The following is a 26,960-nucleotide window of genomic DNA, read 5'->3' on the forward strand; positions in this document are numbered from 1 at the left end:
CGCTCGGATGATGGCTTCGCAACTCTCATCTTGTACCGGCAAGGGCCTCTGTATGTTGTGCCACACCGCAGCAGCCCCGCCCTCATCTATTCACTCCGTATCGCGAAGAGCCACTAATTCGATGAAACTTAGGAACAGTGGCTAATTATACAGCTGAGGACGCTGACCTCATTTCATTCACCCACCAAAGGGAAATCCGCTTCGCCTCAGGATATTATCCTAACCGCACCAGACACGGGAGATTTTACGATACTTAAATACGTCCATGTCAGACCGAGAATTATACTGACTGCCTTGAGGATGAGAATGTGAAGATCTCGAATTTCTATAAACTCGAGAGGGCGGGATGCTGATACCGCTTTCCAGTTTAAATCAATGAAAGCGTCAAAAGGTAGATACATAGAAGAGAAGATACTGAAGAGAAATCCGAAGATCGCGGCTGGACAAAATCGCGTGACAGCACTGCGACCTTGAGCAACTATTGTTTGCCTTTCCGATTCGCAGAGGGCGTATATACCCCCCATCCCATCATCTTTGCGATTCACCAGAACGGCCCTCATCGACAGGCATTCCAGAAAAGAAACCGCGATATACGGGAGCGGGATTAGGAGATTTATTATTACAGAAAGAGAAGTAGTAGTCACACCCCAGTCGACCAAAGAACTGCTGACAAATATCATCGCAGCCGGACCAAATAGAACTAAACCAAATTTCGTAGATTTTTGGGTAATGTTAAAAAATAATGTACTGCGCTCTGAATATGTATATAAAGGGCCCTTGCGCGAGCTGATGAACCGCCTCTCACTCAGGCCCATCCACACACTCTTGTCTGAACGTACGCAAAACTTCAATATCCCCCGCGGACGATTCACTACATATGACTCGCCGATCGATTCTTTGATATTATTCAGATCCCTCTCCATTCCGAGATGGAAACTACCCTCGAAGCCTCGTCATCCTTCGTCAGTACTCAGCGCAGCAACAAACGCTTCTTGTGGGACCGAGACTGACCCGATGGACTTCATGCGCTTCTTGCCTTCCTTCTGCTTCTCCAGCAGCTTCTTCTTGCGGGAGATGTCACCACCGTAGCATTTGGAAAGCACATCTTTACGCAGAGCGCGGATATTCTCACGCGCGATCACCTTCGAGCCGATCGCCGCCTGCACGGGCACCTCGAACTGCTGGCGCGGGATGAGCTCCTTCAGTTTCTTCGTCATCTTGTTGCCGTAGTGCAGCGAGTGGTCCCGGTGCACGATCGCGCTGAACGCATCCACCGGCTCCCCCTGCAGCAGGATGTCAACCTTCACGAGATCAGCTTCCTGCTCGCCATTCTCCTCGTAGTTCAGCGACGCATAGCCCTTCGTCCTGGACTTCAGCATGTCGAAGAAGTCAAACACGATCTCGCCCAGCGGCATACGGTAGCGCAGCTCCACACGGTCCGTCGACAGGAAGTCCATGTTCTTCATCTGTCCGCGCTTGGACTGGCACAGCTCCATCGTCCCGCCCAGGAACTCCTCCGGCACGATCACGGTGAGGTCCACCATGGGTTCCCAGATCTCCTTGAGCTTGCCTTCCGGCCAGTCAGACGGGTTCTGGACGTGCATCTCCGTGCCGTCCTCTCCCACCACCCGGTAGACCACCGACGGCGCCGTAGAGATCAGGTCCAGGTCGAACTCGCGCTCCAGGCGGTCACGCGTGATCTCCATGTGCAGCAGTCCCAGGAAGCCACAGCGGAAACCGAATCCCAGTGCAGTGGAGGTCTCCGGCTCGAAGGTCAGGGAGGCATCGTTCAGCTGCAGCTTCTCGATCGCCTCACGCAGCTCCGGGTACTGGTTCGCAGAGATCGGGAACAGACCCGAGTAGACCATCGGCGTCGGCTCGCGGTAACCCGTCAGCGGCTCCGTTGCCCCGTTTACGGCCCAGGTGACCGTGTCACCCACCTTCGACTGGCGGACGTCCTTCGCGCCGGTGATGATGTAGCCCACCTCGCCCACACCGAGGCCCTTGGCCTTCTCCGGCTTCGGGGAGATGATGCCGACCTCCTGCGCCTCGTGTGAGGCACCGGTGGACATCATCTGGATCTTCTGGCGCGGCTCCAGCGTCCCGTCCATCATGCGGATGTAGGTGACCACGCCGCGGAAGATGTCGTAGACGGAGTCGAAGATCAACGCGCGTGCCGGTGCGTCCTGATCGCCCTCCGGGGCCGGCACAAGTTCACAGACCTTGTCGATCATGTCCGGGATGCCCTCACCGGTCTTCGCCGAGATCCGCATAACCTCCTCCGGCTCACAGCCGATGATGTTGGCGATCTCCAACGCGTACTTGTCCGGGTCCGCGGCCGGCAGGTCGATCTTGTTCAGGACCGGGATGATCTCCAGGTCCTTCTCCATCGCCAGGTACAGGTTCGCCAGCGTCTGCGCCTCGATGCCCTGGGCGGCGTCCACCAGCAGGATCGCGCCCTCACACGCCTCCAGTGCGCGGGAGACCTCGTAGGTGAAGTCCACGTGACCGGGAGTGTCGATGAGGTGGAGCACCAGCTCCTCATCCTTGTGCGCGCAGGTCTTCGGCACCCACGGCAGACGCACGTTCTGCGCCTTGATCGTGATGCCCCGCTCGCGCTCGATGTCCATGTTGTCCAGGTACTGGTCGCGCATGTCGCGGTCCTCGATGACACCGGACATCTGCAGGATGCGGTCGGCCAGCGTGGACTTGCCGTGGTCGATGTGCGCGATGATGCAGAAGTTCCGGATCCGCGAGGGGTCAGTGAACGTCTCGCGGGCGTAGTTCTTCTGCTTGGGGGCCATGGGTGTCGTCCTCCTGGTGGTTTGATGCCGAACGTGTCGAGCCTACCTTGTCCGGCCCCTGGCTCTGGTGCTGTGATGCCTACGGACCGTGCACCGACGGAGTGCTCGCCGCCGCAGCGGCTTGACCTTACCCTCGGGGTCAACGTCTAGCGTTGGTTCCGGAGGTACCTGATGAGAATCACCGAACTCGCCCGGCTCACCGGCGTCACGGTCAAGGCGGTGCGCTACTACGAGCGCATCGGCCTTCTGAGCCCCACACGCCTCAGCAACGGCTACCGGGACTATGACGACCACGACGTCCGGATCGTCATCGAGATCCGCGAACTCAGCGAGTTCGGCATCGCCCCGAGCAAGGCAGCACCGTTCATCGACTGTCTGGACCTCGGTCACGCCAGCGGCGACGAATGCGTGTCCTCACTCGCGGTCTACCGGGACACCATCGCCGAGCTCGATCGCACCATCGCCTCCCTCACCACCCGTCGGCACAAGCTTCAACGCCGGCTGGACACCAGCGCCGCTGGTACGGAAACTGCATCGCCTCCAGCACCTACCGAAGGAACCACCATGACAGACTTCACCTCACTCCCCCAGGATCTTCCTGTACCTGAGGACGACGGCGCAGCCACACACCTCCCCGGTACCGCCATGCCGTCCGTCCTCCTACCGACGAGCGGCGACCGCCATGTCGATCTCGCAGATCTCGGCACCGGGAGGACCGTGATCTACCTCTACCCACTGACCGGACGACCTGGCGAAGATCTTCCCGATGGCTGGGACAACATCCCCGGGGCCCACGGGTGCTCCACCGAAGCGTGTAGCTTCCGCGACCACTTCTCATCGCTACAGGATCTCGGCGTCAACCAGGTCTTTGGTCTCTCCAGCCAGACTCCCGGCTACCAGGACGAGGTCGTATCGCGCCTGGCGCTGCCGTTCGAGATGCTGTCTGATCAGTCCATGTCGCTCGCGGACGAACTACGGTTGCCGACGTTCACCGCACCCGGGCACACGCGCCTCTACTCCCGGCTCACCCTCATCGTCCGCGACGCCGTGATCGAGTACGTCTTCTACCCGATCTTCCCGCCGAACACGCACGCAGAGCAGGTACTGGACTGGCTGCGGAACAACCCGGTCAACGAATAGGAGCGGCCGGCTCTCCGGAGTGCGGGGCTACTCGACCAGAGTCCAGGTCCCGCAGTCTGTGGAGCTGAAAGCGACGTCCGTGGGGGCAATTGTCACGACAGACTGACTCTCCGTCAGCTCGTTGGCGATGATGTCGTCGATTTCCCCGCTGTGCCCCGAGAGTCGCTCCCAGTAGCACATGTTGCTGCTGTCGCTGTTCCTGTAGGTTCCCGGCTGGATGTCGCTCCCGACCAGCTGGGGCCCCGAACCGAAGGTCCCTGCGGATCCGCTCGTGCTCGCCGCAGGCTCTTCCGCAGCGCTTTCCGCTGTCCGGGTCGGCTCTGGCTCGGCCTCGGTGGTTTCCGTGACGGTCGTCGTACGCTCCACTGTCTCCGTGACGGTAGACGTCACAGTGGACGTCACAGCTTCCTCTGCCTCAGACTCACCGCCGCAGGCTGCGATAGACATACAGGTCAGGGCAACGATCGGCACTATAGTTAGTTTTCTCCAAGTAATTTTATGATCATATATCGCACTTCATTGAAACACAGCATCCTGCCAGGCTCATGACCGAGCCCACGACGCCCTGGGCGCAGCCTGGATGCGACTCGTACCGCACGGACCGAACCCACCGCCAACCCCACGCCGAAACCCCTCCCACCTGGCTGTTCGACTGCCCTGCTTCCACGTCCGTCCCCCACGCTAGAGTGGTTCCCATGAGTTCCGCCCGGAATCCCCTGCGCCGCGTCATCGAGCGCTACTTCCACCACAGCGGCCACCTGGACGCGGGCCTGGCCGAGCTGCACGCCAACCTCGGCCTCGACCAGTCGTCCCACACCGAGACCGCGGTGCGCGCCGTCACGGTCACCACACCCACCCAGGACCACGCCCGCCCCGTGATCTACGCCCCCGACATGGACGGACAGGCCGACCCCGGCGAGGTCGTCTGGTACCACGTGCTGCCCAACCGGGAATCCACCCCGGAACTGCGCGCCTGCGTGGTCGTGGGCCGCAACCGCCACACCCTGCTGGGCATGCTGATCAGCTCCAACCCCGAGCACGCCGAGGACGACAACTGGGTGTCCATCGGCGCCGGCCTGTGGGACCCGCGCGGCAACGAGTGCTGGGCCCGGGCCGACCGCACCATCGAGATCCCCGAGGCCTCCATCCAGCGCCGCGGCGTCTCCATGCCCGAACGCCGCTACGAGCGCCTGGCCAACGCCCTGCGCCGCAGCTACGGATGGTCGTGATGACTGACCAACCCACCCTGTTCGACCTGCACGCCCCCGCCTCCGACCTGCCGGACGGCGCCCACCACCGCTCCGCCTGGCTGGACATCGCCCAGCAGCGCTGGATCGTCGCCCAGTACGCCGCGTGGGCCAAGGGCCCCGTCCCGCCGCACTCCCCGCGCATCCACGGCAACCCGATGAGCGTGTCCATGCTCTGCCTCGGCTGGCACTGGACGCCCGGGCACTACACCCGCCGTGCGGTCGACGTGAACAACGCCCCCGTCCTGCCCGTGCCGGACTGGCTGGTGGAACTCGGACGGCGCGCCGTCGTGGAGACGACGGGGGACGCCGCGCTCGCGGCGTCCTACACTCCGGACGTCGCCCTGGTGAACCACTATCACGACGCGGCGAAGATGGGCATGCACCGCGACGCCGACGAGCGCTCCGACGGGCCGGTGGTGTCGCTGTCCATCGGCGACACCTGCCGCTTCCGCTTCGGCAACGCCGAGACCCGCAACCGCCCCTACACCGACCTGTGGCTGGCGTCCGGCGACCTGTTCGTCTTCGGTGGGCCCGCGCGTCAGAACTATCACGGCGTGACCAAGGTGTACCCCAACACCGGGCCCTATGACCTGGAGATCCACGGCCGGCTGAACATCACGCTGCGTCAGACCGGGCTGAAGGGGTAGAAGAATGGAACCGGTGCGTCCGGCGTGGGCCGAGGCGTCCGACCTGCTGCGCGACTACTACGACACCGAGTGGGGCGTGCCCGTCACCGACGAACGCGGCCTGTTCGAACGCATCAGCCTGGAGGCCTTCCAGTCCGGGCTGAGCTGGGCGACGATCCTGGCCAAACGCCCCGCCTTCCGCGCCGCCTTCGCCGGCTTCGACCCGGACACCGTCGCCGACTTCGGCGAGGACCGGGTCGAGGAACTGCTGCAGGACGCCGCGATCGTGCGCAACGCCCGCAAGATCCGGGCCACGGTCACCAACGCGCGGGCCACCGTCGCCCTGCGCGGACGCCACGGGCCCGGCACCGGACTGGCAGAGTTCGTATGGTCCTTCCGTCCTGCGCGCACCCCGGTGCCGCAGCGCGCCGAGGATGTGCCGACGACCTCGCCGAAGTCCGTGGCGCTGTCGAAGGCGTTGAAGAAGGAGGGCTTCGTGTTCGTGGGGCCCACCACCATGTTCGCACTGATGGAGGCCGTGGGCATCGTGGACACCCACCTGGTGGGCACGCACCGCCGCGGGTGTTCGGGACTGTGGAACGAACACGGCGAAAAGGCCGGAGATCCCTGGTAGCCACGTGTCCTATCGTCTGCAAAACAGAAAGGCAGGCGAACACACGATGACATCCGGCATGACACCCTTCGAGGCCCTCGAGATCGAGCTGTGGAGCCTGCGCAACGCGCGTGAACGCCACGCCACCGTGCCCGTGCTGCTGGACTTCGCCGTGCGCCAACGCGACCTGCCACTGGCCGACGCCATCGAGGCGACGATGCAGATCTTCCGCCGCTACCGCTCGCGCTACCGGCACAACGCCACCGACACCGCGCGCACCGCCCGTCTCGTCCCGGAAATCGAGGCCTACTCCAACGGCTACCGAGCCGCCGACGGTGCCGCGCGGGTCTCCCTGTCGGAGACCTACGTGCTGGACATCGACCTCATCGCCGACATCGAGGACTCCGGCTACCGGCAGGGCGGGACCACCCCCCTGGATACCGCGGAGGTGTGGCCCACGCTGCTGGAGAAGCTGCGCGGCATCGGCATGGTCGTGGAGATGCAGGACGATCCCGTGCAGGTCGAACGCACCGGCCCCTTCACCCTCAACGTGCACACCGCCCTGCCGGGCTCCGTCCCGCCGGTGGAGCTGGACACCGCCTCCGCCTGGTACGTGCTGCGCCTGGCCCGGGAGTTGGGCGGGCCGGGGGCGCCGGAGTCCCTGGCGGTGGTCGCCGAGGTGCTGGGGCACATCTTCCTGGCCCATGCCCCGCAGGTGTGGTCGGATCCGCGGACCTGGTCGGACAGTGCGATGCCGTGGCCGCCGGACATGCCGACCACGAGCCACTGGTGGCTGCCGTCGCGTCTGGTGGACCCGGACCTGATGACCAGCCGGCACTTCACCGAGGTCCAGGCGCAGGAGGCGATGACCGCCGGCATGGTGGCCATCGCCCGGGCCGGACTGATCCCCTACCTGCCGGACTCCGGCCTGCTGGGCTCGGTGGACCGGCTGCCGAAGGAGTTCCGGTGGCGCGCGGTGATGGACGCCGCCGCGGAGATCGAGGCCCTGTTGACCGGGGCGATGCCGCAGCGCATGGTGTACCCGCCGGCGGACGACCGGCGTACCCGCGACCTGAACGAGCCGTGAGGTGCGTGAGCTGAACGGACTGGAATGATGGTTGCCGCTGATTTCGGCGGTCCGCGGTGAACTGGTAGTGTTCGTCAGGTTGACCCGCGACCACTCGCGGCGTGTGCACCGCAACCGGCAGGACCTTGGGCTGGTTGTCAGAGACCGTGTGCACGGCTCACCCGGGTGGAAGTGGCGAACGATCACCGATTCACCGTTCAGAAAGAGGTAAGCCCCATGGCTAACATCAAGCAGCAGAAGAAGCGCGTCCTCACCAACGAGGCCGCCCGCCAGCGCAACCAGGCCGTCCGCTCCCGCCTGCGTACCGAGACCCGCAAGTTCGAGTCCGCGATCGCCGCCGGCGACAAGGAAGCCGCCACCGCACAGCTGCGCGCCACCAGCCGCCTGTACGACAAGGCCGCCACCAAGGGCGTCATCCACAAGAACAACGCCGCGAACAAGAAGTCCGGCCTGGCTGCCCAGCTGAACAAGCTCGAGGGCTAGTCAGCGCTTTTCGCGCACGCCGTCAACCCCGCTCCCGGTTCACACCGGAGGCGGGGTTTTCTGCTGTGCTGGTGCGGCTCTGCCGGGGTCAGTCCTCGAAACTGACGTAGCAGATACCGGACTGTCGGTTTACGAAGATCGACCAGTCCTTCTCCCCCTGCACCAGAGCCTTACCGAGCCAGGGATCCTCGGACTCGTCGTATGACCTGCCCAGGGGAAAGCCCACCTTGCCGGCGTCGTTGTCGCCGTATGGGTACCAGAGCCACGGCTCCTCGGTGTCGTCGACTTCCCAGATGTAGCGGATGACAGTCTCCTTGGCCCGCGGATCCTTGATGGCCAGGGCGAGCTGCAGTCGTCCCTCGTCGGCGATCTCCTTGAGAACCACGGCGTTCTCGGGCTTGGCAGTCCAGTAGTGCCGGGCACGTTCGCGGGCCTCCTCGTCGCTCCAGGGCCAGCGAGGATCCCAGCCTCGACGCGGGGTCTCGCCCTTCTCGCCGACGTATGCCGTCTGGAACCCGGTCTCGCCAAGTCCCTCGACAAGCTCGTCCTCCCTGAAGGATTTGTCGTCGTTGCTGCCCTTCACGACCACGCAGACGCAATCTTCCGCGCGCGGACCACCGGGAGCGAAGTCCGCCAACTCGGCCGAGTTCAACCGTTCCACGTGCTCCTTCTCCGCAGCGTAGAAGCGTCGAACCTCACCGGCCGGCATGAGAACCTCGGCCTCATGGTGGCCGGACACCATGTTGGTCAGCTCATTGCCGTAGGTCTTCATCATCTTGATGACCAGCGCCTCGGTGCGCAGGGCCTCTGCCTCCGAAAGCCCCCATTCGACCAGGTAGGCATGGCGTTCGATGTCGAGTTCGTCCCCACCGGTCTCGTAGAGTTCGCTGATCGCCTCCTTCTTCCGGCTCAGCACCACGTCCGGATCGTCCTGCTTCCGTCGCAGGTCCGCCAGCGTCTCCTTGAAGTGCGCTTTCCACCGGTTACCCTTCCCCTTGCCCACGTAGAAGATGTTCCGCAGGTCGAACCCCTCCTCCACCGGACGCCGTGACAACGCGTAGACGTAGTAGTCGCCCTTCCCTCCGACGCTGACCTCGACGTCCTTACCCTGGTCTTTACCTTGATATTCAGTACTCTTTGCCATGGTTACGCACAGTATCCTTTTCTGATCATCTTCGTACCTACTTCCGGGGAGTACTCCTCATTCGCCCGGCAATCGCGGTCCGGGCATGAGAACGTTAGTCAGATACAACATCCGAAGAAATGAGGGAACAGGGAGAATGGTGATGGTGGAATCCGGCACGGCGGAGTCGAAACCCGCACGGAGCTCAGGGAAGACCAACGATTACGACCAGGACTTCCTGCGTCACGGAATGCGACTCGGGCTCGACGACTCCTACGACGTCGCCGAGCTGCCTGACTGGAGAGCCGCTGTTTTCAGCATCGCTCTGCCCTTCCCCGCACGCGGCCTCCCGCCGGCACTCACCGCCGACAGGTTCATCGACCTCGGTCCGTCCTGGATCCCCGGCCGGTTCCGGGGAATCCAGACGATCACGACCCCCATCGAGATCGACGGCCGATTCGTCCCACCGGACTACAATCGCGACGGCGACACCTCCTACGACCACAATCCGCGGACGTTCCACCAGTCCGCCAGCGCCAGGTTCAAAGGCCCGCTCGGCCAGACCGTCGGCAGCTCCGCCGTCGACGAGGGAATCCCTTCCAAGGGCGCGGTCTCCAGGAACGTGGGGGCGGTCGTCTCCGGCGGAGATCACGCCGCCCCCACCGATGATGTTCGTTGCCACCGTTTCATGTTCGACGCGGACACCTACAAGGCTTCTTCGCCCGGTACGCACCTCCGCGAGGACGGACAGCCTGCACACCCGACCTCGAAGTACCGGATCCTCGATGCAGACACGGATGGGTCCTGTCGTGCCGCGGATCCGTCGGTGAGTCTGGTCTGCGCCGAATTCCTGCAGTACAGGGGCATGGTCACCCACCGCTTCCACGAGGAACTCCGTTCGTCGGAAGCCGGTGAACTCGCCCACGACTTCCTGGTCCTCCACGTCGTGGCGGAAAACTGCGATGGTCCGACACTCGAGAGAATCTCACAGTCGCTCCACCGCTCACGGAATGTCGTCGATATCGAAGACTGGGACGGCAACACCGAGTGCGGCTCCGACAATCTCCGGGCACCGTGGAGGAGCAAGAAGCGGAACCATCCTGGTGTCCGGTTGCTGCCCTTCTTCGTCGAGCAGGCGCTCACTGCCCTCAATGAGGGCCTACCTTTCCCATCCCTGGAAGCTGACGAAAACCGCACGTTCTCCGCCACCGTCCACAAAGGTGGGTGGCTGAACGGCGGATACAGGAACTCCGACGTGCTCACGCCGATCACCACCCTGCCCGGTGAAGACAAGGAGATCCCGGTCTGGCGCGGGATGGGCAGCAACCAGCCTCTGCGCACCGTGTGCGCCATTCCCGGCCACAGCGACCATCCGCAACCGCGACTATTCGGTGACATCGCCGAGGACGAGGAGTGGGCGTGGAGGGAACTCGACATGTGGGCCTGGGAACTCGGTTCCGGCGCCGACGACTTCGCCGAAGGCATCCCGCGGTACTCCGGTGATGTCGAGGGCACCCCGGACCGCAGTCGCTACGAGTACTGGACCATGCTTCCGACGGCGAGTGGAACCTGCATCGTCCGAAACGCCTTGGCGTCCCGCCAGGACTGCCGGCCGTGGATGCTGTCCAGTACCCGGTTCGTCGACCTTGCGATCCTGGTCCACCGTTCCACCTCGATGCTGTCCAATGTCAGCGAGCGGCTGCGCGCGATCAAGTTCTCCACCGCGTCCTCGGGACGCCCGAGCACGCCGTGCTCCGCTCCGGATGATGAGGCTCACGCACTCACCTCCGACCTCAACACCTTCCAACTGATCCAGTCCGACTTCGTACGCTTCCGCGACCGCCTGTGGTTCGACGCCGTCCCCGACCGCGAGTTCGAGACGGAGTTCATGACGTCGCTGCGCGAGGCCACCGGAGCCGGCCGGCGCTACGCCGACGTCAAGGACGAACTCGAGCTGCGGCAGGCGGTCTACACGACCCAGTTCAACTCGCGTCAGATCGAGCTCGACCGCGAGATCCGCAACCAGGCGGAACGCGAAGCACAGCAGCGTGAGGCGGACGTGCGCCGCGAGGAGAAGCAACGCCGTGAGGACGACGCCGAACGGCAGACGGAGCGGCAGAACGCCGAAGATCTGCGAGCAAGGAATGAGAGCACTCAGAACCGCGCCTTCGGCGTCCTGGCCATCGTCTTCGCCGTGCCAGGACTCGTCCAGCTACTGCCATCCAGTAGCTCAACCGTGCCTTTCTGGCTGACCACCGTCTTCATCATCATCTTCGTCGCTGCCTCCTGGATCTTCATCAAGTCCAGGCAGAAGAAGGACTCCTGACCTCCTCTTATCCGCACCCAGAATTTCATGTCCGTCCCACCGGCTAGCATGTCGGAGACACCTGAATCGCGTTAAGGAACCACTGCATGCACATCACCTTCGGCTGGGGCTTCGACGGCGCCCGCTGGGTCGACGCCGCCGCCACCACCGGCGGCCTCGGCTCCGTGACGACCGGCCCCGCACAGCTCACCGACATCCTCGCCACCCGCCTGGCACTCTCCGCCCCGGAGAGCGACCAGCCGATGCGCATCGCCGCCTACCGCGCGGTGCTCACCCGGGTGCTCGCCGGTGCCGACCTGAAGAGCTGGCCGGTGGCGAGCTTCCACGCCGACCCGTGGACGGTGGCGCGTGAGCTGCTGGGCTGGCGCGATGAACTGGTGCGTGCCGGTTGGGACGGTGCAGCAGACCCCAGCGCACCCCGGCGTCTGTGCGTGCTCGCCGCCGTGGAGAAGACCCTCACCGAGGAACCGGGCTGGGCCCCGGGGACGGCTGACCTGCTGCGCGACGTCGATCGGGCGTTGGGCGACCTGGTGGCGTCCGCCAGCTCCTGGCCCTTGGGTATCGAGCAGGTCGACGTCGACGGTGAGCTCGCCGACCTGCCGCCGGTGTGGCGGCGCATCCTGGGCAACCTGGACGCACTCGGTGTGGAGGTCACCGAACTGCCGGCACCTGAACCACTGGACGAACTCACCGTGGTCACCGCGGACACGGTGTGGGACGCCTCCCCCGTCGCCGCGCGGCTGCTGAAGGATCTCGCCGACTCCTCCACGCGCCACACTGTCGTCGCCGGGAACTCCACGGACCTGCTGGACCGCGAACGTGTGCGCACCGGGCAGGCCCCGCTGGGGGTCGCGGCGCGGGAGGCGTCGTCCTATGCGCAGGTGATCCCGCTGTTCCTGCGGGCGATGACCACCCCGCACGACATCCACGCCCTGGTCGACCTGCTGAACACCAGCATCACCGTGGACGGCACCACCTCCTCCCTTGTCCCCGGCGCGCTGCGCTCCCGGCTCGTCGGCGCGCTCAACCAGCAACCCGGAGTCGGTGGGCCTGCTTGGGACACAGCCGTCACCGAGGCCCTGGCCGCCGTGGAGGACAAGCCGACCGCGGTGGAGAAGATCACCGACTTCGACGAGCTGATTCGGCGGCGTCCGCTCGTCACTGATGACGCCGGCTACGACACCGCCGAGGTGTCGGCCCACCTGGAGTGGCTGCAGCGTCAGTTCACCTCCCAGGGCCGCGGGCAGTCGGTCTCCTCCGACGTCGGCGGGCGCATCGCCCCCTTGCGCGAGCTGCTCGAACAACTCGGCGAGCGGGTGTCCGCCAGAGAACTCGACCAGGTCATCACGGAGTTCACCGCCACCGGTGGACTGAGCATGAACGCCCGCGCCGACGAGGTCGCCGACGTGGTCACCGACCCCGCACACCTGGGCACCGGCAGTGCCCCGGTGGTGTGGTGGCTGCCGGTGGACACCTCCGCCACGCCCCGGGCACGTGTGCGCCCCGCCGAACTGGAGTGGCTGACTGCGGCCGGTGTGATCCTGCCCGACCCGGAGGCCGAGGCCCGGCTGGCCCTGGACTCCCAGCTGCGCGCCCTGCGCCGACGTCACTCGGTCACCGCGTTGACCGTGGCCTCGATCAACGGGGAGGCCGCCTCGCAGCACCCGGCGCTGACCTTCCTCATCGACGACCTGCACCGTCAGGGCCGTGAGCCCGCCACCCGTGCCGCGGAGCTCCCCGAGGCCCACCGCACGGTGCCCGAACCTGTCACCATCGACGTGCCCGACCCGATCTCCCGGGCCGTCGCCGCCGGTGAGCACCTGCTGCCCACCCGGATCAGCTTCTCGCAGTGGGAGAAGCTGCTGGTCCACCCGTTGGAGTGGCTGCTGGAGCGCCGCCTGGGCATCCGTGCCGGTGGGCTGGCCACGATCCCCAGCGGCAACCAGATGGTGGGCACATGGCTGCACACGGTGGTGGAGAACATCGTCAACCGGCATCTCGACGACAACGCCGGCGAACCCGTCACGATCCTCGCCAGCCGCGACGAGATCGCCGCCGAGCTACGCCGCCTGCTGCCCTGGTACGCCGCCGAACTGCAGATGCCCGGGCGCAGCCGGGAGCTCGGCACCACCCTCGCCCTGGCCGAGCAGTCCATCGCCGGGTTGTTCACCACCCTCGCCGAGGCCGGCGTGGCCATCCGAGCGGTCGAGGCGTCCTTCACCACCGCGCTGGCCGGCAGCCACGGACCGGACGGCACCGAGCTCGAACTCGGTGGGCTGCGCGACATGGACGTGGTCATGGCCGACGGCACGCCCGGGGTCATCGACCTGAAGTACACCTTCGCGCGCAAGAAGTACCGCGACGCGGTGCAGGACGGTACCGCCCTGCAGCTCGCCGTCTACGCCGCCTCGGTCGCGTCCGAGAACACCGCGTCTCCGGACGAGACGCCGCAGCGCCTCGCCGAGATCCCCGTCGCCTACTTCAACCTGCGCGACAACCGCCTCGACACCACCGACGAGCGCTTCGGCGCGGAGGAGACGCTCACCGTCGAACCGTCCGACACCGGCGCGGCCGACACCGACGAACTCTGGGACCGGGCGGTCACCGGGCTCAACCACATCCTCGACGACCTCTCCGCCGGGCGCGTCACCGACCTCGGCAACCTCGTGAACCGTGAGGACTGGCAGGCGTTCGAGAAGCCGAAGAAGAACACCACCCCGGTCTCCCCCTTCGACGAGGACGCCACCGGGGCCTACGAGCGCGAACTTGCCGCGGCCCGCACAACTGGCTTCTTCCCCGAGAAGAACGCCAAGTACACCGACTACCCGCTGATCACCGGCGCCACGGGGGACTTCTCATGACAACCTGGACCATCATCAAGGCCTCCGCGGGCTCCGGCAAGACCTACCGGCTGACCGAACTGCTCACCGAACGGCTGCGCCGCGTCGACGCCGACGGCACCCACCCCTACCGTCCCTCGCAGATCATCGCCACGACCTTCACGCGTGCCGCGGCGGCAGAGCTCAAGGAACGCATCCGCACCACCCTCGTCGACGACGGCCTGCTCGAGCAGGCCGCAGCCCTGCCGACGTCGCTGATCGGCACGGTGAACTCCGTGACCGGCCGGGTGCTCACCGACTTCGCCATGGACGCCGGACGCTCCCCCGAGCTCTCCGTACTCACCGAGCAGTCCCAGCGCGACGCCTTCCGTCTGGCCACCGACCGCATCATCGCCGACGCCGAGACCGACCACCGTGACCTGCTGGCGCGCACCGGCTACGACGACGACTCCGACGGCAGCTACTTCAGCTCCGGGGTGAACTGGGCGAAGACCGTGCACACCGTCACCGAGCAGGCCCGCGCCAACGACATCCCCGCCGACAAGCTCGCCGGCTTCGCCGAGTCCAGCATCGCCGAACTGCACGCCGCGCTCGACGGTGCCGGTGCACCGGACAGCGACGCCGCAGCCACACCGGTCGACACCCGCGCCCTGCTCGCCGGCGCCGCCCAGCGCATCCCCGACCAGCTGCGCGCCGACATCGAGTCCGGGCTGATCGCCAAACGCTCCGCCACCAGCCTGCAGTCCCGATTCGCCGACCTGGACCGCTTCGCCCGGCGCGTGCGCCGTGAGCGCGCCAGCATCCCCTGGAAGGACTGGCTTCGCACCGCCGAGGGCAAGGTCCTTGGCGTCGACGCGCCCACCAAACCGATCAAGGAGGCCTACGGCGAGGTGATCTCCGCCGAGGACATCGCCGCCGACCCTGCACTACGCGCCGACCTGGACGCACTGATCCGGCTGGTCTTCGACACCGCGGCATCCTGTCTGGACGCCTACGCCGAGTACAAGAACGCCCTCGGGCTCATCGACTTCACCGACCAGGAACAGCTCACCCTGCGGCTGCTGCGCGGCGAGGGTGTGCCCCAGGCGACCACCACCGCGGTGCGTGAGACCCTGGCCGCGCGCTACCGCATCCTCGTCGTCGACGAGTTCCAGGACACCAGTCCCCTGCAGCTCGCCCTGTTCACCGAGCTCGCCGCCCTCGTCGAGGAGGTCATCTGGGTCGGTGACCCGAAGCAGTCCATCTACGGCTTCCGCGGCTCCGACCCCGCACTGATGGACGCCGCGGTGGGCACCATCACCGACCCGGCCGGGCTGGCCGGGACCTCGGAGACCCTGTCGCACTCCTGGCGCACCCACGCCGAACCCCTGGGCCTGTCGAACCGGCTGTTCAGCCACCTCTTCCCCGAGCAGAACGTGACCATCACCGTGCCCGAGCACCTGGCGGAGGAACGCTCCGGCGGGGCGGCCGTGCTGTGGGCCCCGGTGGAGAAGTCCCGCAAGAACAAGGACACCTGGTTCGCCCGCATCGCCACCGGGCTCTCCTCCCTGGAACGTTCCGAGGGCGTGCCGGCGAAGGGCCGGGCGGTGCTGGTGCGCAACAACACCCACGCCGCGGAGCTGCGCACCGAACTGCGCCGACGCGGCATCCCCTGCACCGGTGGCGGCACACCGTTGTCGCAGACCCGCGAGGGCCAGCTCGTCGGCGCCGCCCTGGCCTGGCTGCTGGACGACCGCGACACCCAGGCCCTCATCGAGCTGGTCACCTTCCTCGACGAGCACCCCGCCCACCGCGACTGGTTCGCCACGCTGACCTCCCTGGCCACCCGCGAGGAACGCTGGGAGACCCTCGCCACCTGGTCGCAGGACGACACCCTGGAGCCGTTGCGCCGGTTGCGTCCCACCCTGTCGGAGGTGCCCGTCGCCGACGTCGTCAGTGCGGTGATCGACGCACTCGACCTGCGCCGACGCATCGCCATCTGGTCGGAGCCGACCGAGCGCACCGGCGCGGTGCTCGGCGTGCTGCGCGCGGTGGAGGACTACACCGGTGAGGCGGAGTCCGCCGGCCAGCCGTCCACCCCCGCGGGCTTCCTGGAGCACCTGCTCTCGGAAGACGCGGTCTCCACCCCCACCGCCGACCCGGGCGCAGTGTTCGTGGACACCATCCACCAATCCAAGGGCCTGGAGTGGGACACCGTGGTCGTGGCGCTGCCGGACATGCGCGACCGCTTCACCCCCTCCGGCGTGTGGGTGCAGCCCACCACCTCGCTGACGATGGAGTTGCCGCTGGCCGGACGCGAACTGCGGTTCTGGCCGGCGACCATCACCGCGGTCAGCACGGTCAAGGAACTGCTCACCGACACCGACGCCCAGGCCGTCCGCCGACGCTCCGACATGATCGAGGAGCAGCGCGTCCTCTACGTCGCCATGACCCGCTCGCGCACACGCACGGTGCTCGCCCCGTACTCCGCCGTGGGTAGGTGGAAGGCGCTGGCCGAGGCCGACCTGCAGGAGGAGCAGCTCGCCGGGCTGCTGGACTGCCCCGTCCGCGAGATCGAGGCCTCCGCGGCCGACACCGGTGAGCAGACCGTCTCCCCTGAGGCGGCCCCGACGCCGCGTGCGGCGATGCTGGACGCCCACCGGCAGGACGCCCCGACGCCGCTCGACCTGCTGCCGGCGACGTTCGCCCCCAGCGGCGTGGAGGCCACCGACGCCGTGGCGTCCGGCGCCACCGTCACCGAGGTCGCCGACCTCGGCCCCGCACTGGTCACCGGCGGTGGAAAGGACTGGAACAAGGTCGGCGACTGCATCCACGCCTACCTCGCCGCCCCGCTGACCCACCTCAGCGAGGAGCAGAAGCTCAGCACCGCCACCCGGCTGGTGGGCAGCTGGGGTGTCGGCGACCGGGTGGACGCCGACCGGGTCGTCGAGGCCGGCGAGCGGTGGACCCGGTGGCTGGCCTCGACGTACCCGGGTGCGTCCAGCGCCACCGAGGTCCCCTTCGCCTGGTCGAACCCCGACCACCAGCGCGCCCAGGGCTGGCTGGACGAACTGCTCACGCTGGACGACGGGCGTCGGGTGATCGTCGACCACAAGACCTATCCTGGAGGGGATCCGGTCGGGCACGTGGTTTCCACCTACCTCGGCCAGATGCACACCTACCACCACGCGCTCACCGACATCGACGGCCAGCCACCGGCCGCGATCCTCATCCACCTGCCGCTGCTCGGCACGGTGCTGGACGTGTCCCTGACATGAGCCGGCCATGAGCACCTGAACGGAAAGAACACCACCGATGACCACCGGACCCACCTCACCACTCGACCTCATCTCCGCCGACTCCCTGCTCAGCGACGACGAACGGCTCCTGCGCGACACCGTCGCCGAGTTCGCCGGACGTGAACTCGCACCGCAGGTGGGCACCTGGTTCGAGGACGGCACCCTGCCCGTCGACGAGCTCGCACCGAAACTCGGCGAACTCGGGGTGCTGGGCATGCACCTGGACGGCTACGGCTGCGCCGGGGCCAGTGCCACCGAGTACGGACTGGCCTGCATGGAGATCGAGGCCGTGGACTCCGGGCTGCGCTCGCTGGTCTCGGTGCAGGGTTCGTTGGCGATGTTCGCCATCCACCACTGGGGTTCGGAGGAGCAGAAGGAGCACTACCTGCCCGGCATGGCCGCCGGCACCACTGTGGGGTGCTTCGGGCTGACCGAACCGGATGCGGGTTCCGACCCTGCCAATATGCGCACCCACGCCACCCGCGACACCGCCACCGGCGACTGGATCCTCAACGGCACGAAGATGTGGATCACCAACGCCCCGGTCGCCGACGTCGCCGTCGTCTGGGCGCGCACCGAGGGCGGCTACTCCGGCTTCATCATCGACGCCGACACCGAAGGCTTCAGCGCTCCGGAGATCCCCCGCAAACTCTCCCTGCGCGCCTCGGTCACCGGGGAGATCGTGCTGGACGACTGCCGGGTGCCCGAGGAACGCCGCCTGCCCGGCGTCCAGTCGCTGCGCGGACCGCTGACCTGTCTGAACGAGGCGCGCTTCGGCATCATCTTCGGTGCGCTCGGTGCTGCGCACGATGCCCTGGCCACCACCCTGGACTACGTGTCCACCCGACAGGTGTTCGACAGTCCGCTGAGTTCCTTCCAGCTCACCCAGGCGAAGCTGGCGGACATGGCCGTGGAGCTCGACAAGTCCTTCCTGCTGGCCCTGCACCTGGGCCGACTCAAGGACGCCGGGGAGCTGAAGCCCCACCAGGTCAGCGTGGGCAAGCTGAACTCCACCCGCGTCGCCCTGGAGATCACCCGGCAGTGCCGCACGCTGCTCGGGGCGTCCGGCGTGACGTTGGAGTACTCCCCCCTGCGCCACGCCAACAACCTGGAGTCGGTGCTGACCTACGAGGGCACCGCCGAGATGCACCAGCTCAGCATCGGTCAGGCACTCACCGGGCAGCAGGCGTTCCGGAACCGCGGGTAGTGCGGGTCGGGTCGCCGAGCATCACGAGGTAGTAGAGCAGCCCGCCGAGGGCGGCGCCGATGAGCCAGGCGAAGCCGGACAGGTCCTCCAGCGCGGACCACCAGACCGTGGCCACCGCGAACACCGCGGCCAGGGCGACGGCCACCAGCCCCTTGATGTTCCAGCCCTTGCGGTAGAAGTACGGGCCGTTCGGGTCCAGGCTGAAGGTGTCGGTGAGATCGACCTGCTTGCGCCGGATCACGTAGTAGTCCACGACGAGCACCCCGTACAGCGGTGCGAGGATCGCGCCGAGGGTGTCCACGAAGGTGGGCAGTCCGATGTCCTCGATCACCGCGACCCACAGGCCGCCGATGATGAAGCCGAGCACGGCGGTGATGATCCCGCCCATCCGGAAGCTGATCTTCGACGGTGCCAGGTTGGCCATGTCGTAGGCCGGCGGGATGAAGTTCGCCACCAGGTTCACACCCACCGTGGCCACCAGGAACGTCGCCGCGGCGATGATCGACAGGATCACCGAGTCCGCCTGGCCGATGATGTCGGAGGGGTTGTCCATCGGGGTGCCCTGGCCGTCCTGGAAGACCACGTAGGCACCGGCGGTGATGAACAGGGCGAGGAAGGTGAAGAAGGCCAGCGACAACGGCAGGCCGGTGAAGTTGCCCAGCCGCATGGACTTCTCCGACTTGGAGAACCGGGAGAAGTCACCGAAGTTGATGATCACCGCGGAGAAGTAGGCCACCATCGTGCCCACCACGCCGGCGAACGCCGAGACGGTCCCCCAGCCGGTGACCCCGTCGCTGTTGAAGATCGAGCCCACGGCCGGCAGCATCTCGGAACCGGCGCGCACCCAGATCACGATCAGCAGCACCACCATCACCGCGTACACCGCGGGTCCGGCGAAGTTGAGGAACTTGGTGATCGCGTCGATACCCCGGCTGAACAGGGCGACCTGCAGGATCGCCACGATCACGTAGGAGATCCAGGACACCGCGTTCATCCCCAGGAACTCCCCGGACTGCGGCGAGTCGAATATGGCGTTGATCGCCAACGCCACCGCGGTGGAGGCGAAGTAGGTCTGCGCGCCGTACCAGAAGATCGCCACCACGCCGCGGACCAGGGCGGGGAACCTGGCGCCGAGCACGCCCATCGACATGCGTGCCATCACCGCGTAGGGCACACCGAGTTTCACGCTGGGTGCACCGGAGAGGTTGACCAGCCAGTTGACGATCACCCCGGCCAGCACGATCGCGGCGAAGACGTACCAGCCGCTGATGCCGGCGCCGATGAAGAGGGAGGCGGCCAGGGTGTAGCCGGCGAGGGACTGGACGTCGTTGGTCCAGACGTTGAAGATCTCGAAGGCACCCCACTTGCGGTACTTGCGCGGGATGGGCGCGAGGTCGGCGTTGAAGAGCGCGGGGTCCGCGTTCGCGACGGTGATGTCCACCGTGTCACTGGTCACCGGGCTGGCGCCGGCAGCACCGGCACCATCGTGGTTGTCTGTCATGGGTGGGTCACCGAATCTGTCTCATGGAATCGTCTGCATCGTTACAGTCGAAGAGTAGTTGTTATAGGTCTTCGACGGGACCGATAAAACGAATCGGGAGTAAGAATTTGGATATCGGGAAAGTCATCCCCGCACCCGGCGCCGCCCGAAACGCCGCCTCATTCATCGTCGACACCTTCGCCGACGTCAGTGCCGTCGACTGCTTCAGCGAACCGCGGTTCGCACAGCTCAGGACGCTCGCCGCGCAGCACTCGTGGACGGAGATCGCCGCGGAGTACCGCAAGGTCACCGGCGTGGACGTGAAGACCAGCGTCTTCGCCGCGGAGATCGTCAAACGACTCCACGACGCAGGGAAACTGATCCGGTAAACTCCGGAGGTCACTGACCACCACGAGAGGCGTTTGCGGTGACACGACAGCAACGGCGCAGCCAGCGCGCCGTCGCGACGGCCGTGCTCGGCCTGCTCGGCACCATCGCCGGGGCGTCCTGCCTGACCGCCTGTGGCACCGACGGTGGCGTCTCCGCCGAGGCCCCTCCCGCCGTCGGCACGGGCGGGGGAAGTGGGCTGGACGTGGTCGCCGAGGTGCCGCAGGACGAGGTGGCCGAGGGTTTCGTGGAGCGGATCGTCTACCCCGTGCGCGACGGCGTCCCCGACCCGGAGGAGAACTGGGCGGACCTGTACCTGCCCGACACCGACGACGCTGAAGCGACGGACACAGAGGCCACGGATGTCACCGAGGATTCCGTCCCCCTGGTCGTCTACCTGCAGGGCAGCGGCTGGAACGGTGGGGCGCACGGTTCGCGCCACATCGCCTCGGACCTGGCCGCGCGCGGGATGGCGGTGCTCAACGTGGAGTACCGCGGCGTCAGCGAGGGCGGCGGTTGGCCCGGGACGTTCACCGACGTGGCAGACGCCCTGGACCACGTCCCCGCCATCGACGAGAACTACCCGCAGCTCGACACGGAGGACGCCACCGTCGTCGGGCACAGCGCCGGTGGTCAGCTCGCCGCCTGGGCCGCCTCACGCTCCCGCCTGAGCGAGGACGAGGTCGGCGCGGACCCGGCGTTCTCCCCCACCCGGGTGGTGTCGTTGGCCGGGCCCCTGGACCTGGTGTGGGCGGCGGAGAACGGCGACGACAACATCGTCGAGGCGATGGAGGCCACGCCCGATGAACTGCCGAACGCCTACGACTCCATCGACCCGATCCGCAACATCAACCCGCAGGTGCAGGTCGTCGCCGTGCACGGCACCGACGACGACCTCGTCCCGCAGGAGAACTCGGAGCACTACGTCGACGCGGTCACCGACGTCGGCGGACGCGCCGAGCTCGTCCTGTTCGACGGGGCCGACCATCTGTCGTTCCTGCAGTCCTCGTCGCGCCACTATCCGCGTCTGCTCGACATCATCGCCGAGACCGCGGGCGCCGGGGCACAGTAAGCTCAGGACCGACACCCTGACCTTCGAGGAGTGATTCCGCCGTGTCCCTACCCCTTCCCCGCAATTGCCGTGCCGGACGTGCCTCGTCCGTCGTTTCCGTCCTCGACGTCGCCGCGCTGGGCGGCGCCCTGACGTCGTGCAGCACCGACTCCGGTGACGACGGTGCGTCCTCCACCGGCGCCGCGAGCACCACCGCGAGCACAACGACGTCGGACGCTGCGGACGCGTCGGACGCAACGGCCCCGACCGTGGCCACCGACGTGCCGTCCGACGAGATTGCCGAGGGCTTCGTCGAACGTTTCCTCTACCCGGTGCGCGACGGCGACCCTGACCCCACGCAGAACTGGGCGGACTTCTACCTGCCCGGCGGCGCCGACGGAGCGCAGGACGGGACGCAGGAGGAGGACTCCGTCCCGCTGGTGGTGTTCATCCACGGTGGAGCGTGGCACGGCGGGGCGCCGGGCTCGCGCCACATCGCCGCGGACCTGGCGTCGCGCGGGATGGCGGTGCTCAACGTGGAGTACCGCGACGTCAGCGAGGGTGGCGGCTGGCCGCAGACCTTCACCGACGTGGCCGACGCCCTGGACTTCGTCCCCACCATCGACGAGAACTACCCGCAGATCACCATCGACGACGAGACGGTGGTGGGCCACAGCGCCGGCGCGCAGCTCGCCGCCTGGGCGGGCACGCGCGGCGACCTGGAGACCGGGCAGCTCGGCGCGGACCCGAAGTTCACCCCCAACCGCGTGGTCTCCCTGTCCGGCCCGCTGGACCTGGTGTGGTCCGCCGAGCACGGCGACGAGAACATCGTGGAGGCGATGAAGGGCACGCCCGCCGAGATGCCGGAGCGTTACGACAGCATCGACCCGATCCAGAACATCAACCGGCACATCCCCGTCGCCGCCGTGCACGGCACGGACGACGGCCTGGTGTCCCCGCAGAACTCCGAGCGTTACGTGGAGGCGGTGAGCCGTGACGGCGGCAACGCGAAGCTGATCATGCTCAAGGGCGAGGACCACACGTCCTTCCTGAAGAACACCTCGGCGCACTACGAGCGGGTGCTCGACATCATCCACCGGGTCTCCACGACACCGCGCGACGAGCTGAACTCGCACCTCGACGGCTCCACGGAGCTCGCCGAGGCGCCGCGGTAGCGCTCGCCGCGCGGGCGCCGGCGCGTCCCCCGCGCCAGCGCCGCACACTCAGGACGTGTGGTGCACCGGTGCGAGCTTGTACACGGGGGTGTCCAGCCCCTCGTGGCGGGCGGCGAGCTGCAGCGCCAGGTAACGCGAGTAGTGGCGTCCCTGGTGCAGGTTGCCGCCCATGAACCACAGGTTGTCCTGCTGGGTGGGCTTCCACATGTTGCGCAGCTCGCCCTCCCACGGGCCGGGGTCCTTGGCGGTGTCGGAGCCCAGGCCCCAGCACTTGCCGACCTTGTCGGCGACCTCCGGGCTGATCAGCATCTCGGCCCAGCCGTTCATCGACCCGTAGCCGGTGGCCAGCACGACCACGTCGGCCTGCAGCTCGGTGCCGTCGGTGAGCACCACGCCGTCGGCGGTGTAGCGCTCGATGCCGACCCCGGAGTGCAGCTCGATCGACCCGTCGGCGACGAGTTCGGAGGCGCCGACGTTGATGTAGTAGCCCGAGCCGCGGCGCAGGTACTTCAGGAACAGGCCGGACTCGTCCTCACCGAAGTCGAGCATGAAGCCGGCGTCCTCCAGGCCCTTGTAGAACTCGGCGTCCTCCTCACGCACGGCGTCGAAGGCCTGCTTCTGCCCGGCGGGCAGCAGCTTGTAGGGCATCGACGCGAAGAGCATGTCGGCGGTGTCGGTGTCGATGCCGGACTCCACGGCCTCCTCGGAGAACAGCGGGGAGGTGACGTGTTTGATGAAGGCGTCGGAGTTGACGATGTGGGTGGAGGAGCGCTGGATCATCACCGGGTGCGCGCCGTTGTCGTACAGGTCCTTGCAGATGTCGTGCGCGGAGTTGTTCGCACCCAGCACCACCACACGCCGGCCCTTGTCCGCCTCGCCGCCGGGGTGCTCCGAGGAGTGGCGGATCTCCCCGCGGAACTCCTCCTCCCCCGGCAGGGACGGCTTGTTCGCCACACCCGACATGCCGGTGGCCAGCACCAGCTGGGTCGGGTTGAGGACGACCTGCTCGCCGTCGCGGGAGACCACGACCTCCCAGGTGCCGGACGCCTCGTCGTAGGACGCCCGCTCACAGGTGGTCTTCGCCCAGTAGTCCAGGTCCATGATGCCGGTGTAGTGCTCCAGCCAGTCGCCCATCTTGTCCTTCGGTGTGAACACCGGCCAGGTCGACGGGAACGGCAGGTAGGGCAGGTGGTCGTACCAGACCGGGTCGTGCAGGCACAGGGAGTGGTAGCGCCCGCGCCACTGGTCGCCGGGACGCTCGGACTTCTCCACCACCAGCGTGGGCACACCCTGGTGCTTGAGCCGGGCGGCCAGGGCGATGCCGCCCTGCCCGCCGCCGACGATCAGCACGTAGGGCTGGTCCTCGTAGCCGAGTCGCTCCTGCCGGCGGGCGCGCTTGTCGGCCCAGTTGAGCTTGTGCGCGTCCGGGCCGTGCTCCACGCCTTTGGGACGGTTGGTCCCCTTGGGCTCGGGGCGGGCGAGGAGTTCGCGCGCGGAGGTCAGCAACGTCCAGATCTTGCCGTCACGCAGCCGCACGATCGCCCGGGCCTTGAACACCGGGGTGGTGAAGGTGACGGTGCCGCGGGTGACGCCGTCGCCCTCGTCGGTGGCGTCCTCGACGACGAGGTCCGTGGCACCGACGCGGTCGTTGTTCTCCCGCACCAGGTCGGCGATGGAGTCGGCCCCCTCGGCGGTGTGCAGGTTCCAGGTGAAGACCACGAAGTCTCGCCAGAAGCCGTCGGGTTCGAACATCCCGGAGACCGCCTCTGCGGCGGCGTCGGGGTCGGAGGTGTTCAGGGCGTCTGCGAAGGTGGTGAGCCAGGTCTGGACCTGCTGGTCGAGATCTGCGGCGGTGGATGTGGCGGTCATGAACCGTCCTTTCGTTCGCGTAAGATGCTGGAGAGCCTGAAGTGTCACGTCACGGTTTCCACGGTGCTCTGTGGAGTACGTCACACCGGACTGACCCCGACCACGGTATGGCCCCCGGCCGCCCCTGACGACCACTCTGAAAACATCACTGTGCGAACATAATTTTGCCGATGGCGACAACCCCGGTCACGCCACCGGCCACCCCCACGGTCACCACGGCGCCGGGGGTGAGACAGCTCACCCCCGGGCGAGTTCGGCGATCCGCCGCACCGCGTCCTCCACCGCCCAGTCCGCGTCCGCGGCATGCCCCTTCACCCCGGCGTCCAGCTCCGCGACGATCTGGACCGCCGCCGCCACCGACGACGCCTTCCACGACCTCGCCGAACGCACCGTCTTCTCCAGCTTCCACGGCGGCATGCCGTACTCCCCGGCCTGCTGCCGCGGATTCACCCGCGCCCCGTGCACCCGGGCGATGTCGTCGATGCCGCCGGACAACGCCGAGGCCAGCAGCACCGGGGGCACCCCGAGCTGCAACGCCCGGCGCGCCGAGCCGAGCGCCTGGTCGGCGCGTCCGGCGATCGCCAGGTCGGCGACGTCGAAGCCCGACACCTCCGCCGAGCCCTGGTAGTACCGGTGCACCGCATCCTCGGTGACCTGCCCGTCGGTGTCGGCGACGAGCTGGCTGATCGCGCTGGCGAGCTCGCGCAGGTCGGTGCCCACCGAGTCCAGCACCGCTGCGGTGACGTCCGGGGTCACACGCACCTTGAGGTCACGGAACTCCTGCTCCACGAACCCCTGACGCTCCCGCCCCTTGAGCTCCGCGGCGGAGAACACCTCCACCGCACCCTTCGACCCCTTCTTCGGCAGGCTCGTCGCCAACGCCTTCTGACGCCCCTTGCCCGTGTGCTGCAGGATCAGCACCACACCCGGCGCGGGGTCGGACACCGCCATCTCGATCATCGCCACGGAGTCCTTCGCCGCCTCCTCCACGCCGGTGACCACCACGATCCGGTCCTCGGCGAACAGCGACGGGCTCAGCAGCTCCGCGAGTTCACCGGCGTTGAGCTCGGAGGTCTTGCGCATGTCCACGGGCAGGTCGTCGATGCCGGCGTGCGCCCGGGTCGCCGCGACGATGCGGTGACGGGCACGCTCGGCGAGGAAGCTGTCGGCACCGACGATGAGGTTCACCGGTGCGGGGGGACGGGGACTCGTTGCCATGCGGCCCATCCTATCGGCCGCCCCGGACACGGCCGTCGGCTCACGCCCCGATGACCCCCTGGCCCGCCCACTCCGGCAGCCGTTCCCGCAGCGTGGCCAGCATCGCCGCGGAGTCGATCTCCCCGTGCTCGTCGCGCTGCGTGGGGTCGAACAGGGGCACGCCGTGCACCCCGTCGACGCGCCCGAACGGGTCCTCCCCTTCTTCTCCCACCTCCCCTTCGGCACCTGCCAGCCCGTGGATCCGCACCCCGAGCAGCGGTATGCCGTCCTCCCACGCCTGCTCGATCTCGTGACGCACCCAGTGCCGTCCCGCGGTCTCGCCGCCGACGAGCACGATGACCACGTCCGACGCCGACATCTTCTCGTCGACCCACTCCTTCACCGCCCGGTTCCCCCCGGCCTTCACCCGGTCCCACTCCTGCTTCTCCAGCAGCGGCTGCCCGGTCACGGTGTCGATCTCGTGCACCAGGCGCACCCGGTGGTCGTCATTCTTGTGGTGGAACGAGTAGTACGCAGTCGTGGTCACGGCCATCCTCCTGGTTTCAGGGACAAACACGTCCACACCGAACATACCCCACCTCACGGACTCCCGTCCGCGTACAGTCCGTCCTCCCCGAGCACCACCGTCCCGTCCCTGCACGGGAACGCCACCGGCACGCCGGCGGGCGTGCGGCTCGGCATCCCGCGGCTGCGCCCGCACGCCGTGGCCACGTACAGGTCAGGACGCTGCGGCGACGCCTGCGCGTTCAGGCGGTACTCGTGCAGCAGCACCGCGTCCTCGTCGGCGAGGACGACCACCGGCGCGTCGCTCCCGCCGTCACGTCGCAGGATCTCCGGCGTCCCGGACGCCATCCGCACGCCCACCGTCCACGGCACGTCCCCCAGATCGTCCGCCCACACCCGCTGAAGCACGTCCGCCCCCGTGTCCTGCGCATAAGGCCCGGTCGACAAGACACCGGCGCGCACACCGGCCACCGTGGCCAGCGCGGCGAGCAGCACCACC

At 67.3% G+C, this 26,960-nt stretch carries 20 protein-coding genes and 1 pseudogene; 13 read left to right on the forward strand and 8 right to left on the reverse strand.

Annotated elements, in window-relative coordinates:
- Window positions 1-953 precede the first annotated feature (953 nt).
- The gene (lepA, locus tag ACT3TD_RS12850) at window positions 954-2,804 is read right to left on the reverse strand and encodes a translation elongation factor 4 (RefSeq protein WP_444615092.1); all 1,851 of its coding nucleotides are present in this window, start codon (window positions 2,802-2,804) and stop codon (window positions 954-956) included.
- 171 nt (window positions 2,805-2,975) lie between these two features.
- Between lepA and ACT3TD_RS12855 the strand changes: the two genes are divergently transcribed.
- On the forward strand, window positions 2,976-3,944 hold the full coding sequence (locus tag ACT3TD_RS12855; protein ID WP_441579172.1) for a MerR family transcriptional regulator: 969 nt from the start codon (window positions 2,976-2,978) through the stop codon (window positions 3,942-3,944).
- A gap of 27 nt (window positions 3,945-3,971) precedes the next feature.
- Here ACT3TD_RS12855 and ACT3TD_RS12860 read toward each other — a convergent pair whose 3' ends face one another.
- On the reverse strand, window positions 3,972-4,391 hold the full coding sequence (locus ACT3TD_RS12860) for a hypothetical protein (protein ID WP_441579171.1): 420 nt from the start codon (window positions 4,389-4,391) through the stop codon (window positions 3,972-3,974).
- 248 nt (window positions 4,392-4,639) lie between these two features.
- On the opposite strand from ACT3TD_RS12860, the gene ACT3TD_RS12865 reads away from it, so the two are divergent.
- The 5 genes from ACT3TD_RS12865 to rpsT all read left to right on the forward strand — a co-directional run bounded on the left by ACT3TD_RS12865 (window position 4,640) and on the right by rpsT (window position 8,003).
- Window positions 4,640-5,173: a type II toxin-antitoxin system PemK/MazF family toxin gene (locus ACT3TD_RS12865; RefSeq protein ID WP_441579170.1), complete on the forward strand. Its 534-nt coding sequence runs from the start codon at window positions 4,640-4,642 to the stop codon at window positions 5,171-5,173.
- Window positions 5,173-5,841 (forward strand): alpha-ketoglutarate-dependent dioxygenase AlkB family protein, encoded by a 669-nt coding sequence (locus tag ACT3TD_RS12870; protein WP_301442057.1) that lies wholly within the window; start codon window positions 5,173-5,175, stop codon window positions 5,839-5,841. Before ACT3TD_RS12865 ends, ACT3TD_RS12870 begins: the two co-directional genes overlap by 1 nt.
- Before the next feature lie 4 nt (window positions 5,842-5,845).
- Complete coding sequence (locus tag ACT3TD_RS12875) at window positions 5,846-6,454, forward strand: DNA-3-methyladenine glycosylase I (protein WP_441579169.1); 609 nt, start codon at window positions 5,846-5,848, stop codon at window positions 6,452-6,454.
- 58 nt (window positions 6,455-6,512) lie between these two features.
- On the forward strand, window positions 6,513-7,520 hold the full coding sequence (locus ACT3TD_RS12880; RefSeq protein ID WP_301442055.1) for a hypothetical protein: 1,008 nt from the start codon (window positions 6,513-6,515) through the stop codon (window positions 7,518-7,520).
- Between the two features lie 216 nt (window positions 7,521-7,736).
- Window positions 7,737-8,003: a 30S ribosomal protein S20 gene (gene rpsT / locus ACT3TD_RS12885; RefSeq protein WP_301442054.1), complete on the forward strand. Its 267-nt coding sequence runs from the start codon at window positions 7,737-7,739 to the stop codon at window positions 8,001-8,003.
- An 88-nt stretch (window positions 8,004-8,091) separates the two neighbouring features.
- Here the strand turns inward: rpsT and ACT3TD_RS12890 are convergent, their stop codons facing one another.
- Window positions 8,092-9,147 carry a GIY-YIG nuclease family protein gene (locus tag ACT3TD_RS12890; RefSeq protein ID WP_301442053.1) on the reverse strand — a complete coding sequence of 352 codons (1,056 nt, stop codon included), beginning with the start codon at window positions 9,145-9,147 and terminating at the stop codon, window positions 8,092-8,094.
- A 142-nt stretch (window positions 9,148-9,289) separates the two neighbouring features.
- On the opposite strand from ACT3TD_RS12890, the gene ACT3TD_RS12895 reads away from it, so the two are divergent.
- The 4 genes from ACT3TD_RS12895 (at window position 9,290) to ACT3TD_RS12910 (ending at window position 18,777) form a co-directional block, all read left to right on the forward strand.
- Entirely contained in the window at window positions 9,290-11,452 is a 2,163-nt protein-coding gene (locus ACT3TD_RS12895) for a hypothetical protein (RefSeq protein WP_301524849.1), read from the forward strand.
- A gap of 86 nt (window positions 11,453-11,538) precedes the next feature.
- A complete protein-coding gene (locus ACT3TD_RS12900) occupies window positions 11,539-14,313 on the forward strand; it encodes a PD-(D/E)XK nuclease family protein (RefSeq protein ID WP_301442051.1) in 2,775 nt (924 codons plus the stop codon).
- Window positions 14,310-17,549, forward strand: a complete 3,240-nt coding sequence (locus tag ACT3TD_RS12905; RefSeq protein ID WP_301442050.1) for a UvrD-helicase domain-containing protein — start codon at window positions 14,310-14,312, stop codon at window positions 17,547-17,549. Before ACT3TD_RS12900 ends, ACT3TD_RS12905 begins: the two co-directional genes overlap by 4 nt.
- A 37-nt stretch (window positions 17,550-17,586) precedes the next feature.
- The gene (locus ACT3TD_RS12910) at window positions 17,587-18,777 is read left to right on the forward strand and encodes an acyl-CoA dehydrogenase family protein (protein WP_301442049.1); all 1,191 of its coding nucleotides are present in this window, start codon (window positions 17,587-17,589) and stop codon (window positions 18,775-18,777) included.
- Here the strand turns inward: ACT3TD_RS12910 and ACT3TD_RS12915 are convergent.
- On the reverse strand, window positions 18,743-20,278 hold the full coding sequence (locus ACT3TD_RS12915) for an NCS1 family nucleobase:cation symporter-1 (protein ID WP_301442048.1): 1,536 nt from the start codon (window positions 20,276-20,278) through the stop codon (window positions 18,743-18,745). The genes ACT3TD_RS12910 and ACT3TD_RS12915 overlap by 35 nt on opposite strands.
- Before the next feature lie 107 nt (window positions 20,279-20,385).
- On the opposite strand from ACT3TD_RS12915, the gene ACT3TD_RS12920 reads away from it, so the two are divergent.
- The 3 genes from ACT3TD_RS12920 to ACT3TD_RS12930 are packed head-to-tail and all read left to right on the forward strand — an operon-like array spanning window position 20,386 to window position 22,870.
- Window positions 20,386-20,646, forward strand: a complete 261-nt coding sequence (locus ACT3TD_RS12920) for a hypothetical protein (protein WP_301442047.1) — start codon at window positions 20,386-20,388, stop codon at window positions 20,644-20,646.
- Between the two features lie 38 nt (window positions 20,647-20,684).
- On the forward strand, window positions 20,685-21,716 hold the full coding sequence (locus tag ACT3TD_RS12925) for an alpha/beta hydrolase family protein (RefSeq protein ID WP_301442046.1): 1,032 nt from the start codon (window positions 20,685-20,687) through the stop codon (window positions 21,714-21,716).
- A 41-nt stretch (window positions 21,717-21,757) separates the two neighbouring features.
- Window positions 21,758-22,870, forward strand: a complete 1,113-nt coding sequence (locus ACT3TD_RS12930; RefSeq protein WP_441579168.1) for an alpha/beta hydrolase family protein — start codon at window positions 21,758-21,760, stop codon at window positions 22,868-22,870.
- Between the two features lie 48 nt (window positions 22,871-22,918).
- Here the strand turns inward: ACT3TD_RS12930 and ACT3TD_RS12935 are convergent, their stop codons facing one another.
- The 4 genes and pseudogenes from ACT3TD_RS12935 to ACT3TD_RS12950 all read right to left on the reverse strand — a co-directional run.
- Window positions 22,919-24,739: an NAD(P)/FAD-dependent oxidoreductase gene (locus ACT3TD_RS12935; protein ID WP_301442044.1), complete on the reverse strand. Its 1,821-nt coding sequence runs from the start codon at window positions 24,737-24,739 to the stop codon at window positions 22,919-22,921.
- Window positions 24,740-24,976: 237 nt separating this feature from the next.
- Window positions 24,977-25,966 (reverse strand): DNA polymerase III subunit delta, encoded by a 990-nt coding sequence (gene holA, locus ACT3TD_RS12940; protein WP_441579167.1) that lies wholly within the window; start codon window positions 25,964-25,966, stop codon window positions 24,977-24,979.
- Between the two features lie 31 nt (window positions 25,967-25,997).
- On the reverse strand, window positions 25,998-26,483 hold the full coding sequence (locus ACT3TD_RS12945) for a TIR domain-containing protein (RefSeq protein WP_441579166.1): 486 nt from the start codon (window positions 26,481-26,483) through the stop codon (window positions 25,998-26,000).
- A gap of 53 nt (window positions 26,484-26,536) precedes the next feature.
- Window positions 26,537-26,960: pseudogene (locus ACT3TD_RS12950) on the reverse strand (ComEC/Rec2 family competence protein); the annotation flags it as partial.

The sequence above is a fragment of the Corynebacterium sp. AOP36-E1-14 genome (genome assembly GCF_052377495.1).
Lineage (GTDB): Bacteria > Actinomycetota > Actinomycetes > Mycobacteriales > Mycobacteriaceae > Corynebacterium.

What these genes read in the sequence shown, in the direction of transcription:
- lepA (WP_444615092.1), bottom strand. Translation starts at nt 2,804, where the DNA reads ATGGCCCCCAAGCAGAAGAACTACGCCCGCGAGACGTTCACTGACCCC.
- ACT3TD_RS12855 (WP_441579172.1), top strand. Translation starts at nt 2,976, where the DNA reads ATGAGAATCACCGAACTCGCCCGGCTCACCGGCGTCACGGTCAAGGCG.
- ACT3TD_RS12860 (WP_441579171.1), bottom strand. Translation starts at nt 4,391, where the DNA reads ATGTCTATCGCAGCCTGCGGCGGTGAGTCTGAGGCAGAGGAAGCTGTG.
- ACT3TD_RS12865 (WP_441579170.1), top strand. Translation starts at nt 4,640, where the DNA reads ATGAGTTCCGCCCGGAATCCCCTGCGCCGCGTCATCGAGCGCTACTTC.
- ACT3TD_RS12870 (WP_301442057.1), top strand. Translation starts at nt 5,173, where the DNA reads ATGACTGACCAACCCACCCTGTTCGACCTGCACGCCCCCGCCTCCGAC.
- ACT3TD_RS12875 (WP_441579169.1), top strand. Translation starts at nt 5,846, where the DNA reads ATGGAACCGGTGCGTCCGGCGTGGGCCGAGGCGTCCGACCTGCTGCGC.
- ACT3TD_RS12880 (WP_301442055.1), top strand. Translation starts at nt 6,513, where the DNA reads ATGACACCCTTCGAGGCCCTCGAGATCGAGCTGTGGAGCCTGCGCAAC.
- rpsT (WP_301442054.1), top strand. Translation starts at nt 7,737, where the DNA reads ATGGCTAACATCAAGCAGCAGAAGAAGCGCGTCCTCACCAACGAGGCC.
- ACT3TD_RS12890 (WP_301442053.1), bottom strand. Translation starts at nt 9,147, where the DNA reads ATGGCAAAGAGTACTGAATATCAAGGTAAAGACCAGGGTAAGGACGTC.
- ACT3TD_RS12895 (WP_301524849.1), top strand. Translation starts at nt 9,290, where the DNA reads ATGGTGGAATCCGGCACGGCGGAGTCGAAACCCGCACGGAGCTCAGGG.
- ACT3TD_RS12900 (WP_301442051.1), top strand. Translation starts at nt 11,539, where the DNA reads ATGCACATCACCTTCGGCTGGGGCTTCGACGGCGCCCGCTGGGTCGAC.
- ACT3TD_RS12905 (WP_301442050.1), top strand. Translation starts at nt 14,310, where the DNA reads ATGACAACCTGGACCATCATCAAGGCCTCCGCGGGCTCCGGCAAGACC.
- ACT3TD_RS12910 (WP_301442049.1), top strand. Translation starts at nt 17,587, where the DNA reads ATGACCACCGGACCCACCTCACCACTCGACCTCATCTCCGCCGACTCC.
- ACT3TD_RS12915 (WP_301442048.1), bottom strand. Translation starts at nt 20,278, where the DNA reads ATGACAGACAACCACGATGGTGCCGGTGCTGCCGGCGCCAGCCCGGTG.
- ACT3TD_RS12935 (WP_301442044.1), bottom strand. Translation starts at nt 24,739, where the DNA reads ATGACCGCCACATCCACCGCCGCAGATCTCGACCAGCAGGTCCAGACC.
- holA (WP_441579167.1), bottom strand. Translation starts at nt 25,966, where the DNA reads ATGGGCCGCATGGCAACGAGTCCCCGTCCCCCCGCACCGGTGAACCTC.